The 13376-nt window shown below is 61.7% G+C and carries 12 protein-coding genes; 10 read left to right on the top strand and 2 right to left on the bottom strand.

Features of this window, described 5'->3' with window-relative positions; translation table 11 throughout:
• The first annotated feature begins 45 nt into the window (after positions 1 to 45).
• From EK369_RS09475 to EK369_RS09440, 8 genes are all read left to right on the top strand, one after another.
• Entirely contained in the window at positions 46 to 1020 is a 975-nt protein-coding gene (locus tag EK369_RS09475; protein ID WP_127113860.1) for an ABC transporter permease, read from the top strand.
• Positions 1020 to 1898, top strand: coding sequence for an ABC transporter permease (locus tag EK369_RS09470; RefSeq protein ID WP_127113858.1), 879 nt, complete (start codon positions 1020 to 1022; stop codon positions 1896 to 1898). The genes EK369_RS09475 and EK369_RS09470 overlap by 1 nt, the downstream gene beginning before the upstream one ends.
• Positions 1895 to 2869 carry an ABC transporter ATP-binding protein gene (locus EK369_RS09465; RefSeq protein WP_127113856.1) on the top strand — a complete coding sequence of 325 codons (975 nt, stop codon included), beginning with the start codon at positions 1895 to 1897 and terminating at the stop codon, positions 2867 to 2869. Before EK369_RS09470 ends, EK369_RS09465 begins: the two co-directional genes overlap by 4 nt.
• The gene (locus EK369_RS09460) at positions 2866 to 3864 is read left to right on the top strand and encodes an ABC transporter ATP-binding protein (protein WP_127113854.1); all 999 of its coding nucleotides are present in this window, start codon (positions 2866 to 2868) and stop codon (positions 3862 to 3864) included. Before EK369_RS09465 ends, EK369_RS09460 begins: the two co-directional genes overlap by 4 nt.
• The gene (locus tag EK369_RS09455) at positions 3861 to 5528 is read left to right on the top strand and encodes a gamma-glutamyltransferase (protein ID WP_164726952.1); all 1668 of its coding nucleotides are present in this window, start codon (positions 3861 to 3863) and stop codon (positions 5526 to 5528) included. The genes EK369_RS09460 and EK369_RS09455 overlap by 4 nt, the downstream gene beginning before the upstream one ends.
• Before the next feature lie 15 nt (positions 5529 to 5543).
• A complete protein-coding gene (locus EK369_RS09450) occupies positions 5544 to 6965 on the top strand; it encodes an amidohydrolase (protein ID WP_127113850.1) in 1422 nt (473 codons plus the stop codon).
• A 472-nt stretch (positions 6966 to 7437) separates the two neighbouring features.
• A complete protein-coding gene (locus tag EK369_RS09445; RefSeq protein WP_127113848.1) occupies positions 7438 to 8778 on the top strand; it encodes a M16 family metallopeptidase in 1341 nt (446 codons plus the stop codon).
• On the top strand, positions 8775 to 10073 hold the full coding sequence (locus tag EK369_RS09440) for a M16 family metallopeptidase (protein ID WP_127113846.1): 1299 nt from the start codon (positions 8775 to 8777) through the stop codon (positions 10071 to 10073). The genes EK369_RS09445 and EK369_RS09440 overlap by 4 nt, the downstream gene beginning before the upstream one ends.
• A gap of 67 nt (positions 10074 to 10140) precedes the next feature.
• On the opposite strand, the gene EK369_RS09435 is transcribed toward EK369_RS09440, so the two are convergent.
• Positions 10141 to 11409 (bottom strand): RsmB/NOP family class I SAM-dependent RNA methyltransferase, encoded by a 1269-nt coding sequence (locus tag EK369_RS09435; RefSeq protein ID WP_127113844.1) that lies wholly within the window; start codon positions 11407 to 11409, stop codon positions 10141 to 10143.
• Between the two features lie 76 nt (positions 11410 to 11485).
• Between EK369_RS09435 and EK369_RS09430 the strand changes: the two genes are divergently transcribed.
• Together EK369_RS09430 and EK369_RS09425 are read left to right on the top strand one after the other, a co-directional pair.
• Positions 11486 to 11674, top strand: coding sequence for a DUF1674 domain-containing protein (locus tag EK369_RS09430; RefSeq protein WP_127113842.1), 189 nt, complete (start codon positions 11486 to 11488; stop codon positions 11672 to 11674).
• Positions 11675 to 11691: 17 nt separating this feature from the next.
• Entirely contained in the window at positions 11692 to 12393 is a 702-nt protein-coding gene (locus EK369_RS09425; protein WP_127113840.1) for a hypothetical protein, read from the top strand.
• 130 nt (positions 12394 to 12523) lie between these two features.
• Here the strand turns inward: EK369_RS09425 and dapB are convergent, their stop codons facing one another.
• A complete protein-coding gene (gene dapB / locus EK369_RS09420) occupies positions 12524 to 13333 on the bottom strand; it encodes a 4-hydroxy-tetrahydrodipicolinate reductase (protein ID WP_127113838.1) in 810 nt (269 codons plus the stop codon).
• Between the last annotated feature and the right edge of the window lie 43 nt (positions 13334 to 13376).

The raw sequence follows: 13376 nt of genomic DNA, 5'->3' as shown, positions 1-13376 counted from the left end.
ACCGGCGTCTGAACGACGCCGGTCCCCCTTGCCCGGATTCCAGCCATGCTTGCCTATCTCATCCGACGTTTCGGTCAGGCGATCCTTGTCATGTCGGTCATGGCGACAATCGTTTTCTTCGGCCTATACATGGTCGGCAACCCGGTTGACCTGCTGATCAACCCCGAAGATGACCTTTTGGCGCAGGAAGCAGCAATCCGGCGTCTCGGGCTGGATAAACCTGTCCATATTCAGTTTTTTCATTTCCTGGGCGGTCTCGTGCAGGGCGATCTGGGCACATCCTTTGTGCATAACACGCCCGCGCTTGAGTTGATCCTTTCACGTCTGCCGGCGACGCTGGAGCTTGCCTTCCTCGGCGTTTTCTTCGCCCTCGTCATCGGCATACCGCTTGGCATGTATGCCGGGCTGTATCCGAAATCACCGGTCTCGCGCACCATCATGGCCGGATCGGTCATCGGGTTTTCCACACCCAATTTCTGGCAGGGATTGATGCTGATCATGCTGTTCGCGGTGTTCTGGCGCATCCTTCCCGCGGGCGGGCGGGGCGAGACAGTGGATGTGCTGGGTATTCCGGTGAGTTTCCTCACTTGGGATGGGCTTAGCCACCTGTTCCTGCCTGCACTCAACGTAGCGATCTACAAGATCTCGTTGGTCATCCGCCTGACCCGTGCAGGCACGGCCGAGATTGGGTTGCAGGACTACGTCAAGTACGCCCGAGCGCGAGGGCTGTCGGAGTGGCGGGTGATCAATGTGCATATCCTCAAGAATATCCTGATACCGGTGGTCACTGTGGTGGGGCTTGAACTGGGTAATGTCATCGCCTTTGCCGTGGTGACTGAAACAGTCTTTGCCTGGCCCGGAATTGGCAAGCTTCTGATCGACTCGATCGGGCTTTTGGACCGACCCGTGGTGGTCGCCTATCTCATGCTGACGGTGTTCATGTTCGTGATGATCAACCTGGTGGTGGATATCATTTATTCACTGCTTGACCCCCGCATCCGTGTAAAGAGGAGGGCGTGATGGTCGCCGACACGCCACTCAAGCGCTTCATCGCCGACTACGTATCCAGCCCGTTGGCGGTTATCGCCGCGATCGGCATGGCCCTCGTCATCCTTGCCGCAGCCTTCGCCGAATTCGTGGCGCCGCAAAACCCCTATGACCTGATGACGGTCAACATCCTCGATGGCTCGCTTGAGCCCGGTGAGACCGGGTTCGACGGATTCTACTACTGGCTTGGCTCGGACGAACAAGGGCGAGACATGTATTCCGCGATGATCTACGGGCTGCGCATCTCGCTCGTCGTCAGTGTTATCGCGGTAACCTCGGCGGTCTTCATAGGCCTTACAATGGGTATGATAGCAGCCTGGAAAGGCGGCTGGGTTGAAAGCCTGATCATGCGGATCGTGGATATTCAGCTTTCTTTCCCCGCGCTCTTTGTTGCGCTTTTGCTGCTGGCCATCCTTGGCAAGGGGATCGACAAGGTAATCATCGCGCTGATCCTGATCCAATGGGCCTATTTCGCCCGCGCGGTGCGGGGTGCGGCGCTGGTCGAAATCCGCAAGGATTACGTTATGGCGGCACGTTGTGCGGCGCTTTCTCCTCACCGCATCCTGTTTCGGCACGTCATGCCGAACTGCCTGCCACCGGTGATCGTCATCGCTACGGTTCAGATCGCAAACGCGATTGCCATCGAGGCGGCGCTCTCCTTCCTCGGCGTCGGCGTGCCGATCACCGAACCTTCGCTTGGGCTCCTGATCGCCAATGGTTTCGATTACCTGCTGTCGGGGCGCTACTGGATCAGCTTCTACCCCGGTGTTGCGCTTCTGATCACGCTGGTTCTGATCAACCTTGTCGGTGACCACCTACGCGACATCCTGAACCCGAGAATGAACAAATGAGCGCGCCTGTCCTATCTGTCCGTGGTCTGATCACCGAATTTGAAACCCGCGAGGGGTCCGTTCGTGCGGTCAACAACGTGTCGTTTGACCTTGCCCCGGGCGAGGTGCTGGGGCTGGTGGGTGAATCAGGTTCGGGCAAGACCATCACCGGCTTCTCCATCATGGGGTTGGTCGAAGAACCCGGCGTTATCCGTGGGGGCGAGGTGTTGTTGAACGACGAAAACGTGCTCGCCCTGCCCGAGCCCAAGCTTCGAGCGCTGCGCGGCGACCGCATTGCAATGATCTTTCAGGACCCGATGATGACGCTCAACCCGGTCCTGCGCATCGACACGCAGATGATCGAGACCATTCTGGCACACCGCAAGCTATCCAAGGCCGAAGCCCGCGAAATGGCGACCGAGGCGCTGGCGCTGGTCGGAATTCCGTCACCCGCTGAGCGCCTGCGCGCTTATCCGCATGAGCTGTCGGGGGGCATGCGTCAGCGGGTGGTGATCGCTATCGCGCTGATGCTTGAACCTGACCTGATCATTGCGGATGAGCCGACCACGGCGCTCGACGTGACCATCCAGTCGCAGATCCTGTTCGAGATGCAGAAGCTCATGGCTTCCCGGCAAACGGCAATGATCTGGATCACCCATGACCTGACCGTCGTTGCCGGGCTCGCCCAGAAAGTGGCGGTGATGTATGCGGGCAAGATCGTGGAATACGGCCTTGTGGACGATTTGCTCGATCGACCCGCGCATCCCTATACGCAGGGGCTTATGCAGTCGATCCCGTCCAATACGTCCCGCGGCAATCGGCTGACGCAGATCCCCGGTATGACGCCTTCGCTTTTGAAACTTCCCAAGGGCTGTGCCTTTGCACCCCGATGTGCCTATGCCAGCGAGGCCTGCAAGGTTGCGCCCGAGGAAACCGCGATTGGCGAGACCCGCCGCGTACGCTGCCATCACGCTCTGGGAGGTGTATCATGACGGCGCTCCTGACCCTCGAGAAGCTTAACCAGATCTATGTCAGTGATCCGGATTTGGCGGAAAAGATCGCCAATCTTGCCGGAGCGAGCTACAAATCCGCGATTGTGCGGGCAGTCGATGGTGTGACGCTGGAAATCCAACCGGGCGAAGTCCTGGGATTGGTCGGTGAATCTGGCTGCGGCAAGTCTACGCTCGGGCGCATGGTGGCTGGTGTCGAAGACCCGACCTCTGGTGAAATCTTCTATGACGGCAAGCCGGTTAGCTCCATGAGCCCCATTGAGCTCAAGGCCTTCAAGCTAGAGATTCAGATGATCTTTCAGGATCCTTTCGCTTCACTCAACCCGCGTATGCGGGTCGAACAGATCATCGGCGAGGCACCGGTGGCGCATGGGCTGATCAAGCGCGCCGACCGCAAGGACTATGTCGCCGGGCTGATGGAGAAGGTGGGGCTCGAAGCCGGGTTCATGACCCGCTTCCCGCACCAGTTCTCGGGCGGGCAGCGCCAGCGCATCGGTATCGCCCGCGCGCTTGCCCTGAAGCCCCGGATCATTGTCTGCGACGAGGCGATCGCGGCGCTGGACGTGTCGATCCAGGCACAGGTGATCAATCTGTTCATGGACCTGCGTGAGGAATTCAACCTCACCTATCTGTTCATCAGCCACGATCTGGGCGCGGTCGAACACATCTCGGACCGTATTGCCATCATGTATCTCGGCAAGGTTGTGGAGATCGGGAATACGGACGAGATTTTCACCGATCCGCGCCACCCCTACACCAAGGCGCTGCTGGACGAAGCACCAAAGCTCGACAAACGGGGGCAGGAATTCACACCCATCGTGGGAGAAATTCCATCGCCGCTTGCGCCGCCTCCAGGATGCACCTTCCACCCCCGTTGCACGAGGGCCGAGGACCGGTGCCGGGTCCAAGTGCCAGAACTGCGCAAAGGGCAGACGGGTCGGCGCACCGCATGCCTTCTGGAACAGGTGATCCCGTGAACCGGAAAACACATGAGCAGTTGTTCGGAGAAGGCGATCTGAACGCGCGCCGACAGGCCTTTCGCGCACAAGGTGGTGCGTTCGATGCCATCTCCTGCGGAGCAACAGCGGATGACGGCACGGTCGGGGCTGTGGCGACCGGCAGCCCGCACGCCACCAATGCCGGCATGGATATGCTCCGCCGCGGCGGCAGCGCCGCGGATGCAGCGGCAGCGGCAGCCTTTGCCCTGATGGTCGCCGATCCCGTCAATTGTTCACCCGCCGGGCGCGCGCAGATTCTCTTCCAGCGTGAAGGCGAAGAAGCTCGGGCGATTGACGGAAGCACAAAAGCGCCCTCCACCCTGCCTGAGCGGCTCACCGAGTTGCCCGAACATCAGGCCGTGCCGCTTCCAGGGGCGGTTCGCGCGATCCTGGAACTGCATCGTCAGGCCGGGTGCTTACCGCTGTCAGAAGTAGCCCGGCATGCATTGAAACTTGCACAAGACGGTTTCACCATCGTTCCGGAGCTTGCCCGCATTTGGCACTGGCGTGCGCCAGAGTTACGAGATGAGGACGCTTGTGCCTGGTATCTGCCCAAAGGGGCCGCCCCTGCGTCGGGCACGCGGTTTCGCCAACCCGGGCTGGCAGGTTTCTTCGGAAAACTGATCGACTGTTGCGGCGATCCTTTTGCAGATGAAATGTTCGCTCGCGCCATCTGCCAACGGCTTGAGCGCAAGGGAATCCTCTGGACGCCCGAGGAACTCATCGCCGCTGAGCCGCTTTCCGGCGAAGTCATCTCCTGGCAGGGTGAGGACTGGCGCATGGATACGGTTGGGCGGCAGGGCTGGGGCCATACGCTGGTGCAGATCGTTGCGCTGATGAGCCGGGCCGGGACCGGTCTGACTGCTCCGCTCGACGTCGAGCTGGGCCACCTGTTGGCGGTGCTGCGCGCCTTCGACGACCGGCCGCAGGAACTAAGATCACTCAAGCCCAAGTCGAACCCGATCCCTTGGGATGACCTGGTCACACGGCTTCAGGAACCCGTGGCACCGGAATGGCGCGAGGTAATGGCGCTTCTCGCGGATAAGGCTGGCGCGCGCGATATCGCGTGGCTTTCGCGCCTGCTCACCCCTCCGCGCATAGCTGAGGGCGAAGATCGCGACACGACTCACCTGTCAGTGATCGACGCAGACGGGATGCGCGTTTCGCTCACCCAATCCATCGGACCGCATTTTGGCGCCCGAGTGGCCGATCCGGAAACAGGCATTCTGCTTGCGCATTCCTATGCCATGTGCGCCGCCCCCGAGCCCGGTGCGCGCGACGTCACCGAACAATGCCCAAGCCTTCTGGACATCGGTCCGGCGCGCTATGCCATCGGCGGGGCGGGCAGCGAGCGTATTCCCGGAGCGGTGGCTGCGGTAATCCGCGGACTTCTGGACGGCAAGCCTTTGCCGCACGCCGTGGCGGCCCCGCGCTCGAACTGGATCGGCGAGACCGTGCGGTTGCATGTGGATGCGCCTGCCGGGCTCGAAGACGTGCTGGCCTCGGCAGGTATCAACGTGCAGTTCACCGGGCGCGGTCCGGTCGATCATCTCGGGATCGTTCAGGCGGCTGGGCGTGACCACAAGGGCCGTTTCACAGCGGCGTCAGACCCGGCCTATGCCGGTACGGCGATGGCGGAATAGGGAGCAAGCGAAACCATGCCACAACAAAATACCGACCGGATTTGGGACCTCGTCGAGCAGCGGCGCGACGCCTATATCGGGCTCAGCGACCGGGTCTTTGACAGCCCCGAGATCGCCTATACCGAAACCCGCAGCGTGGAAGAGCACCGCAGGATGCTTGAAACCGAGGGTTTCCGCATCACCGAAAACGCCGCCGATATTCCCACCGCCATCATAGGCGAGGCCGGATCCGGCGGGCCGGTCATCGCCATTCTGGGTGAGTTCGACGCATTGCCCGAACTGGGACAAGAATCCGGCGTGGCGGAACACGCGCCGCTTGAGCCCGGAGGGCCGGGGCATGGCTGTGGTCACAACCTGCTAGGTGCGGCGGCACTCGCCGCGGCGGCAGCGGTCAGGGATTACCTCGCCGAGAACGGTATCGAGGGTCGGGTACGCTATTATGGCTGCCCTGCCGAGGAAGGCGGTGCCGCCAAGGTCTTCATGGTCCGCGCGGGGCTTTTTGACGATGTGGATGCCGCGATTTGCTGGCACCCGGCAAGCTTCACCGCCCTGCACGAGGCCAAATCGCTGGCCAACACGCGCATCGATTTCACTTTCCACGGCAAGGCCGCCCATGCCGCCGGATCGCCCGAGCTGGGGCGTTCGGCGCTGGATGCGGTCGAATTGATGAACGTGGGCGTCAACTACATGCGCGAGCACATGCCGGATGACGCCCGTATCCACTACGCTTATCTCGATGCAGGTGGCGTAGCGCCAAACGTGGTCCCTGCCAGGGCAACTGTTCGACAGCTCATCCGGGCCCGCGATCTTCCCGAGCTGCGTTCCTTGATCGAACGGGTGCGCAAGATCGCCGATGGGGCGGCGCTGATGACCGAGACGCAGGTCGAAACCCGCGTGGTCAGCGCAGTGTCGAACCTTGTTGGCAATGCGCGGCTTGATACGATCATGCAAGCCAGTCTGGAACGGCTCGGGGCGCCCGAATTCGACGCAGATGACCGTGCTTTTGCCGAAAAGATCCGCAAGACCCTGACCCGAGACGACATCAATGCTTCTTTCAAACGGATCGGCATCGAACCCGACCCTGATCTGCCGCTGTGCGATTTCGTGGCACCTTTTGGCAGCAGGGGCACAGGTGGCATCGGCTCGACCGATGTGGGCGATGTGAGCTGGACGGTTCCCACGGTCCAGGCTCGCATCGCCACTTGCGCTGTCGGCACGCCGTTCCACACCTGGCAACTCACCGCCCATGGCAAAACGCCGATCGCACATAAGGGCATGCTCTGCGCCGCCAAGGCGATGGCCGCAACGGCGCGGGATTTGTTCGAGAACCCGGAAATCGTGAAGGACGCGAATTCAGAACATCAGAAAATGCTTGCTGCCACCCCCTATATCTGCCCCATCCCCGATGAGGTCGATCCGCCGATCGTAAAGGCCTAGATCAAACGCAAAGCGCCCGGGCGTCCTCGCATGTGAGGACGCCGCATTTTCAAAAACCGCCAATAGGTTTCGAACCTCTCGCCCTAAACCCGTTAGGCAGCGAGGAGCCTATTGCAGTGAATGCAGCGGTTTGAACGAAATGATAATACGCTCCGACACTGCCTTTGGACCGGGTCCGGTGATTGGTCGCATTGTCCCGCATATCGGTTATCCGAACATCGCAGAAGGAATGGCCGCTGGCTCTTGGGCGCTGGCGGGAAAGATTATGCGTTTCCAGGCAACTTTGGATGCGCAACGCGAAGGCAGCGCCGCTGATTTCGCTCTATCCATGAGGCAACAAAACAGCCCATGGTGTCCCTGATCCATTTCACCGCCTGAAAAACTATTCGTGACATCGTGTGTTTGCCCCTTGAAGCCGCTTCAAGGGGTCGTAACTATCCTTGGAAACAAACCAACAAACAGGGAGAAGCGCATGCGACGCGTTCTGGCCCTGGTCTTGGGTGCGACGCTGGCAGCCCTGCCCGCCTTTGCCAAAGACCAGGTCACCGATTTCCAGCTGGATAACGGGATGCAGGTGGTGGTGATCGAAGATCACCGCGCCCCGGTGGTCATGCACATGGTGTGGTACCGTGCCGGTTCCGCAGATGAGCAGCCCGGCGTGTCCGGCGTGGCGCATTTCCTCGAGCACCTGTTGTTCAAGGGCACCGAGACCATGGAGTCGGGCGAATTCTCGGCCACGGTCGCCGCCAATGGCGGGCGTGACAATGCCTTTACCAGCTACGACTACACCGCCTATTTCCAGCGCGTTGCCGCTGATCGGCTTGAGCTGATGATGCAGATGGAAAGCGACCGCATGGTCAATCTGCAACTGGACGAGGGCGATATCCTGACCGAACGCGATGTCATCATCGAAGAGCGCAATCAGCGGGTCGAAAACAGCCCCGGCGCGCTGATGCGTGAACAGATGGATGCCGCGCAATACCTCAACCATCGCTATGGCGTACCGATCATCGGCTGGCGTCACGAGATGGTCGATCTGTCGCTGGACGATGCGCTGGCCTATTACACCACCTATTATGCGCCCAACAACGCGGTGCTGGTGGTGGCCGGTGATGTGACCCCGGACGCGGTGCGCGCGCTGGCGGAGACCTATTACGGTGTTCTGCCTGCCAACCCCGACCTTGGCCCACGTCAGCGCCCGCAGGAGCCGGTGCAAAACGCCGCGCGTCGGCTGGTGTTCGAGGATGCCCGCGTGTCACAGCCCTATGTCACCCGCAACTACCTCGCCCCCGAGCGCAATCCGGGCGATCAGGAAACCGCCGCCGCCCTGACCATTCTGGCCGAGCTTTTGGGGGGTGGCACCACGTCGTTCCTGAACGAACGGCTGCAATTCGACCAGAAAGTTGCGGTCTACACCGGCGCCTTTTATCGCGGCACCACGCTCGACAGAACCGCGTTCAACGTGACGGTTGTGCCAAGCCACGGGGTCAGCCTCGAGGATGCCGAGACGGCGATGGATGAGGCCCTTGCGGCCTTTATGCAGGCCGAGATCGATCAGGAGCATCTGGACCGGATCAAGATGCAGCTGCGCGCCTCGCAGATCTATGGCCGTGACAGCGTGGAATCGCTGGCCAACCGCTATGGCCGTGCGCTGACCTCGGGTCTGACCATTCAGGATGTGCAGGACTGGCCACAGGTGTTGCAGGCGGTCACGGCAGAAGACGTGAAAGCCGCCGCCAGACTGGTGTTCCAGGACCGCCATTCTGTCACCGGCTGGCTGATGGCCCCTGCGCCCAAGGAGGTATCACAATGAGGTTCCTGATTGCCGTTGCCGTCACGATCTTTGCCACGCTGCCCGCCTGGGCCGAGGTCCGGATCAAGGAAGTCACCTCGCCCGGCGGCATCACCGCATGGCTGGTCGAAGAACCCTCAATCCCCTTTGTGGCGCTGGAGCTGCGGTTTCAGGGCGGCGCATCGCTGGATGCCCCCGGCAAGCGCGGCGCCACCAACCTGATGATGGGATTGCTGGAAGAAGGCGCCGGGGATCTGGATTCCCAGGGCTTTGCCCGCGCCTCCGAGGCGCTGGCCGCACAGTTCACCTATGACATCGGGGACGACACGGCCTCGATCTCGGCGCGGTTCCTGACCGAGAACCGCGATGAGGCGGTCGAGCTGTTGCGCCTGTCGATCATCGAACCGACGTTTGACGAGGTCTCGCTGGAGCGCGTGCGCCAGCAGGTGCTGGCTGGCATCCGCTCGTCCGAGACCGATCCCAACGACATCGCGGGCCGCGCCTTTGATGCGCAGGCCTTTGGGGATCACCCCTATGCCACGTCACTGAAGGGCACGCTGGACAGCGTCACCGCCCTGAGCCAGGACGACATCCGCGCCGCGCATCAGTCCGTGCTGACGCGTGACCGTCTGTTTGTCGGGGCCGTGGGCGACATCACCGAGGAAGAGCTGGGCCTGTTGCTCGACAGGCTTTTGGCGGACCTGCCGGACACCGGCGCGCCGATGCCGGGCAAGGTGGCCCCGGCGCTGGATGGCAGCACCCAGGTTGTCGAGTTCGACACGCCACAGTCCGTCGCCCTGTTCGGCCAGATCGGCATGGAACGGGATCACGATGACTTTTTTGCCGCTTACCTGCTCAACACGATCCTTGGGGGCAGTGGCTTTGAAAGCCGTCTGATGGAAGAGGTGCGTGTCAAGCGCGGGCTGACCTATGGGGTTTACTCCTACCTCGTGCCCAAGGACCACGCGGCCCTGTACATGGGCAGCGTATCCTCGGCCAATGACCGGATTGGCGAGGCGATCGAGGTGATCCGCGCCGAATGGGCCCGCATGGCGGCCGAGGGCGTCACGCAGGATGAGCTGGACAAGGCCAAGGCGCTGCTGACCGGCGCCTACCCACTGCGCTTTGACGGCAACGGGTCGATTGCCCGGATCATGGTCGGCATGCAGATACAGGGCCTGCCCATCGACTATATCGTCACCCGCAACGACAAGGTGAACGCCGTGACGCTGGAGGATGTGAACCGGGTGGCGGGTGAGCTGTTGCAGCCCGAGGGGCTGACCTTTGTCGTGGTGGGCAAGCCCGAGGGGGTTTAGGGGCGCTGCCCCTCTTGCCCCCCGAGGGGGGCAATTCACCCCGGGATATTTTTGGCCAAAAGAAGGATCAGGCTTTGCGCAGGACCGCGATGTAAAAGCCGTCCATGCCGCCCTGATCCGCCCAGTAGTCAGGGCGCAGGCGCAAGCCGCCCTCTTCGGTGATCCAGGCCGGGTCGATGCCAGGAATGGCCAGGGCCTCTTGGTCGGTTGTCAGGCCCTTGTGGCGGCCCAGCGCGTCTTCGACCTGGCATTCGCCTTCGTCGGGCAGGAGCGAGCAGGTACAAAACACCAGCCGCCCGCCGGGTTTCAGCAGGCTGAGGGCATGGTCCAGCATCACCGCCTGCATCTCGATCAGCGCGCCAAATTCGCTGCCGTCCTTGGCATGCGGCAGGTCGGGGTGGCGGCGGATGGTGCCGGTGGCCGAACAGGGCGCATCCAGCAGGATCGCGTCCCATTGGCCGGATTGCGCCATGACGTCGCCAACGATGCACTCTGCTTTCAGCTTGGTGCGTTTGAGGTTCTGTTGCAGCCGGGTCATGCGGCTTGCGGAATCATCCACCGCCGTGACCTCGGCCCCCGAGGCCGCGATCTGCATGGTCTTGCCGCCGGGAGCGGCGCAGAGATCAAGGATCTTTTCTCCGGCTTGCGGGTTCAGCACCTGCACCGGGATCGCAGCGGCGGCGTCCTGCACCCACCAGCTGCCTTTCTTGAAGCCCGGCAATTCCGAGACCTGACCCGCATTGTCCAAGCGCACGGTGCCCGTGGGCAAAAAGGTCCCACCCAGCGAGCGATGCAGCGCGCCCTTGTCGCCCTTGGCCGTGAGGTCCAGCGGCGCGCCCGCGTAATGCGCGACCTCGATGGCGGCAACGGTCTCGGGGCCATAGGCCGCGACCAACGGCCCACGCAGCCATTTCGGCAGACGCGGGGTGCGCAGGATCGGCCAGGTTTCCGGCCCCGTGACAACAACCTTGCGCAGCACGGCGTTCACGAGCCCCTTCATCGAGGCGGTGTTCTTGCTGCGCCCGACAATTTCGACCGCCGCGTTCACCACACCATGGGCCGCGCCCCCGGCGCACAGCTCGATGGTGGCCAGCCGCAGGGTATTGCGCACGGTCAGCGGCGGATATTTTTGCAGGTGCTTCTGCAGGATACGGTCGGCACGTTCCAGACCACGCAGGGTATCGGTCGCCAACCGCTGTGCACGGGCGCGATCCTCGGGCTGCAGCTTTTCCAGCGCGCCGCCGCCGATCAGTTCTGACAAGAGGCGCCCTTCACCCAAAACCTGATCCAACAGGTAAACCGCGCTGCGACGGGCCTGAATTCCGCTCTGGGACATTGGGACGCTCCTTAAAACCTTGTCTGCAAGGGACGGGCGCGTATATCAAGGGTACGGCCCGAAAGGAACCCTGACCATGAGCGATAATTCAGATCAGCCCCAAACAGACCTGCCCCCCGCCGCCCAACGCGCGCTGGCCGAGGCCGAAGAGCGCCGCAAAAAGGCGAAAGCGCTGGAGATGCCGACTGAATTGGGCGGGCGCGACGGCCCGGAACCGGTGCGCTATGGCGACTGGGAGAAAAAGGGAATCGCGATCGATTTCTGAGTATGTGTAGGATCGCCATGGCTGGATGGAAAGGCGCGTTAGTTATCGCGGTTTGTGTCTTTTTGCTCGGCGTGAAACAAGCCTCTGTACAAGCGGAACCAACCTCGTTTTGTGCGCCTAAGGACCGCCATGCGCCCCACGGGATCGTTGTACGGATGGGTGAGGAATACTATCGAACCTGCGGCGGCTGGGGCGTCGGTGGAGGACGGTGGCGTCAGTTTAATCTGAGGCTGAACCCGTCATTGGTTAAGAACACGTTCTCAACATACTCGCCGTACACTTTGAGGGTTATAGAAAAAATAGACGGCAGTGATCGACGATCCACTGAAATCCGGAGCTTATCTAAAGCTGGTTTGAGGCGTTTTGGCGCGTCTCTTTATGAAACCTTTGAGTCGAAGCCGCTTGAACCAAGTGGCAAGCCACACAGAGCCGTTTTCTTCTATGTACCTGAGGGCAAGTCTGACGTACCGGATCATTGGGTTTCATGCGTGGGGTGGGCCCGAATTGAAACAGAAGAAAAACGGTCCCTGCATTGCAATGTCAAAATCATCAAGGGTGCAGTCTATGGCTCTCTTACGGTTTTCGCCAAAAAGGAAAACGGTTTGGGCAACCTCAATCATTTTGCCGATTACGCGAAGGACATCGAGCTGATGTTGGACGCTGCGAACGTCACCGATCAGATTGGCGAGTTAAGAACAGTAATGGACGTTTTCGACTAAGCCATGTCACCGCTGGCCCGTGATGGCACCACGCAGGGCACGACACCGTGCGGGGCATTTTTCAGGGACCTCGAGAAGCTATTTTGACCCGTCAAAGCCTCGGATCAGGTCCGGGGCGGTGTTTGCAGACCTAGAGCCCCAGCACATCCAGCATGTCATATTCGCCGGGTTTCTTGTCCTGCCCCCACAGGGCGGCCTTTAGCGCGCCACGGGCAAAGACCGCGCGGTCGCTGGCCAGATGGCGCAGCACGATACGCTCACCGGGGGCGGCAAACATCACGTCATGCTCGCCTACGATGTCGCCGCCACGGATGGCGACAAAGCCGATGTCACCGGGCTTGCGCGCGCCGGTGATGCCGTCACGACCCCGGTCGGCCACATCCGACAGCGTGACACCGCGCCCTTCGGCAGCGGCTTCGCCCAGCATCAGTGCCGTGCCCGAGGGCGCATCGACCTTTTGGTTGTGGTGCGATTCAATGATCTCGATGTCGAAATCCTCGTCCAGTGCGGCGGCGACCTTTTTGGTGAGCTGCGTCAGGAGGTTCACGCCCAGCGACATGTTGCCGGCGCGTACGATCACCGCATGACGGCTGCATGGCCCCAGCTTGGCGATATCCTCATCCGTCATGCCGGTGGTGCCGATCACATGCACCGCACGCGCCTGTGCGGCCAGTTTGGCAAACTGCAGCGTCGCGGCGGGGGCGGTAAAGTCGATCACGGCCTGCGCCCTGGCAAAAGCCTCGAGCGGCTCGTCGGTGACCGTGACGCCCAGCGCCTGCCCGCCCATGGCCTCGCCAATGTCCATACCGACCCAAGGGTGCCCTGCCCGCTCGATCGCGCCGACCAGCTGCGCCTTGGGGCTGTCCACCACGGTCTTGATCAGCATCTGGCCCATGCGGCCCGAAGCCCCGGTAATCACGATCCCTGGCAGGTTGTCCATTGTCTTGTCCCTTGTAGCGGCGATTGATTGCGTGCCCCCCCCT

Source organism: Shimia sediminis (assembly GCF_003990645.1).
GTDB classification, from domain to species: Bacteria; Pseudomonadota; Alphaproteobacteria; order Rhodobacterales; family Rhodobacteraceae; genus Shimia; species Shimia sediminis.
Note: the sequence above shows the minus strand (reverse complement) of the source record. Positions and strands in the feature narration are given on the sequence as shown.

What these genes read in the sequence shown, in the direction of transcription:
- EK369_RS09445 (WP_127113848.1), top strand. Translation starts at nt 7,438, where the DNA reads ATGCGACGCGTTCTGGCCCTGGTCTTGGGTGCGACGCTGGCAGCCCTG.
- EK369_RS09460 (WP_127113854.1), top strand. Translation starts at nt 2,866, where the DNA reads ATGACGGCGCTCCTGACCCTCGAGAAGCTTAACCAGATCTATGTCAGT.
- EK369_RS09430 (WP_127113842.1), top strand. Translation starts at nt 11,486, where the DNA reads ATGAGCGATAATTCAGATCAGCCCCAAACAGACCTGCCCCCCGCCGCC.
- EK369_RS09475 (WP_127113860.1), top strand. Translation starts at nt 46, where the DNA reads ATGCTTGCCTATCTCATCCGACGTTTCGGTCAGGCGATCCTTGTCATG.
- dapB (WP_127113838.1), bottom strand. Translation starts at nt 13,333, where the DNA reads ATGGACAACCTGCCAGGGATCGTGATTACCGGGGCTTCGGGCCGCATG.
- EK369_RS09435 (WP_127113844.1), bottom strand. Translation starts at nt 11,409, where the DNA reads ATGTCCCAGAGCGGAATTCAGGCCCGTCGCAGCGCGGTTTACCTGTTG.
- EK369_RS09425 (WP_127113840.1), top strand. Translation starts at nt 11,692, where the DNA reads ATGGCTGGATGGAAAGGCGCGTTAGTTATCGCGGTTTGTGTCTTTTTG.
- EK369_RS09465 (WP_127113856.1), top strand. Translation starts at nt 1,895, where the DNA reads ATGAGCGCGCCTGTCCTATCTGTCCGTGGTCTGATCACCGAATTTGAA.
- EK369_RS09450 (WP_127113850.1), top strand. Translation starts at nt 5,544, where the DNA reads ATGCCACAACAAAATACCGACCGGATTTGGGACCTCGTCGAGCAGCGG.
- EK369_RS09440 (WP_127113846.1), top strand. Translation starts at nt 8,775, where the DNA reads ATGAGGTTCCTGATTGCCGTTGCCGTCACGATCTTTGCCACGCTGCCC.
- EK369_RS09470 (WP_127113858.1), top strand. Translation starts at nt 1,020, where the DNA reads ATGGTCGCCGACACGCCACTCAAGCGCTTCATCGCCGACTACGTATCC.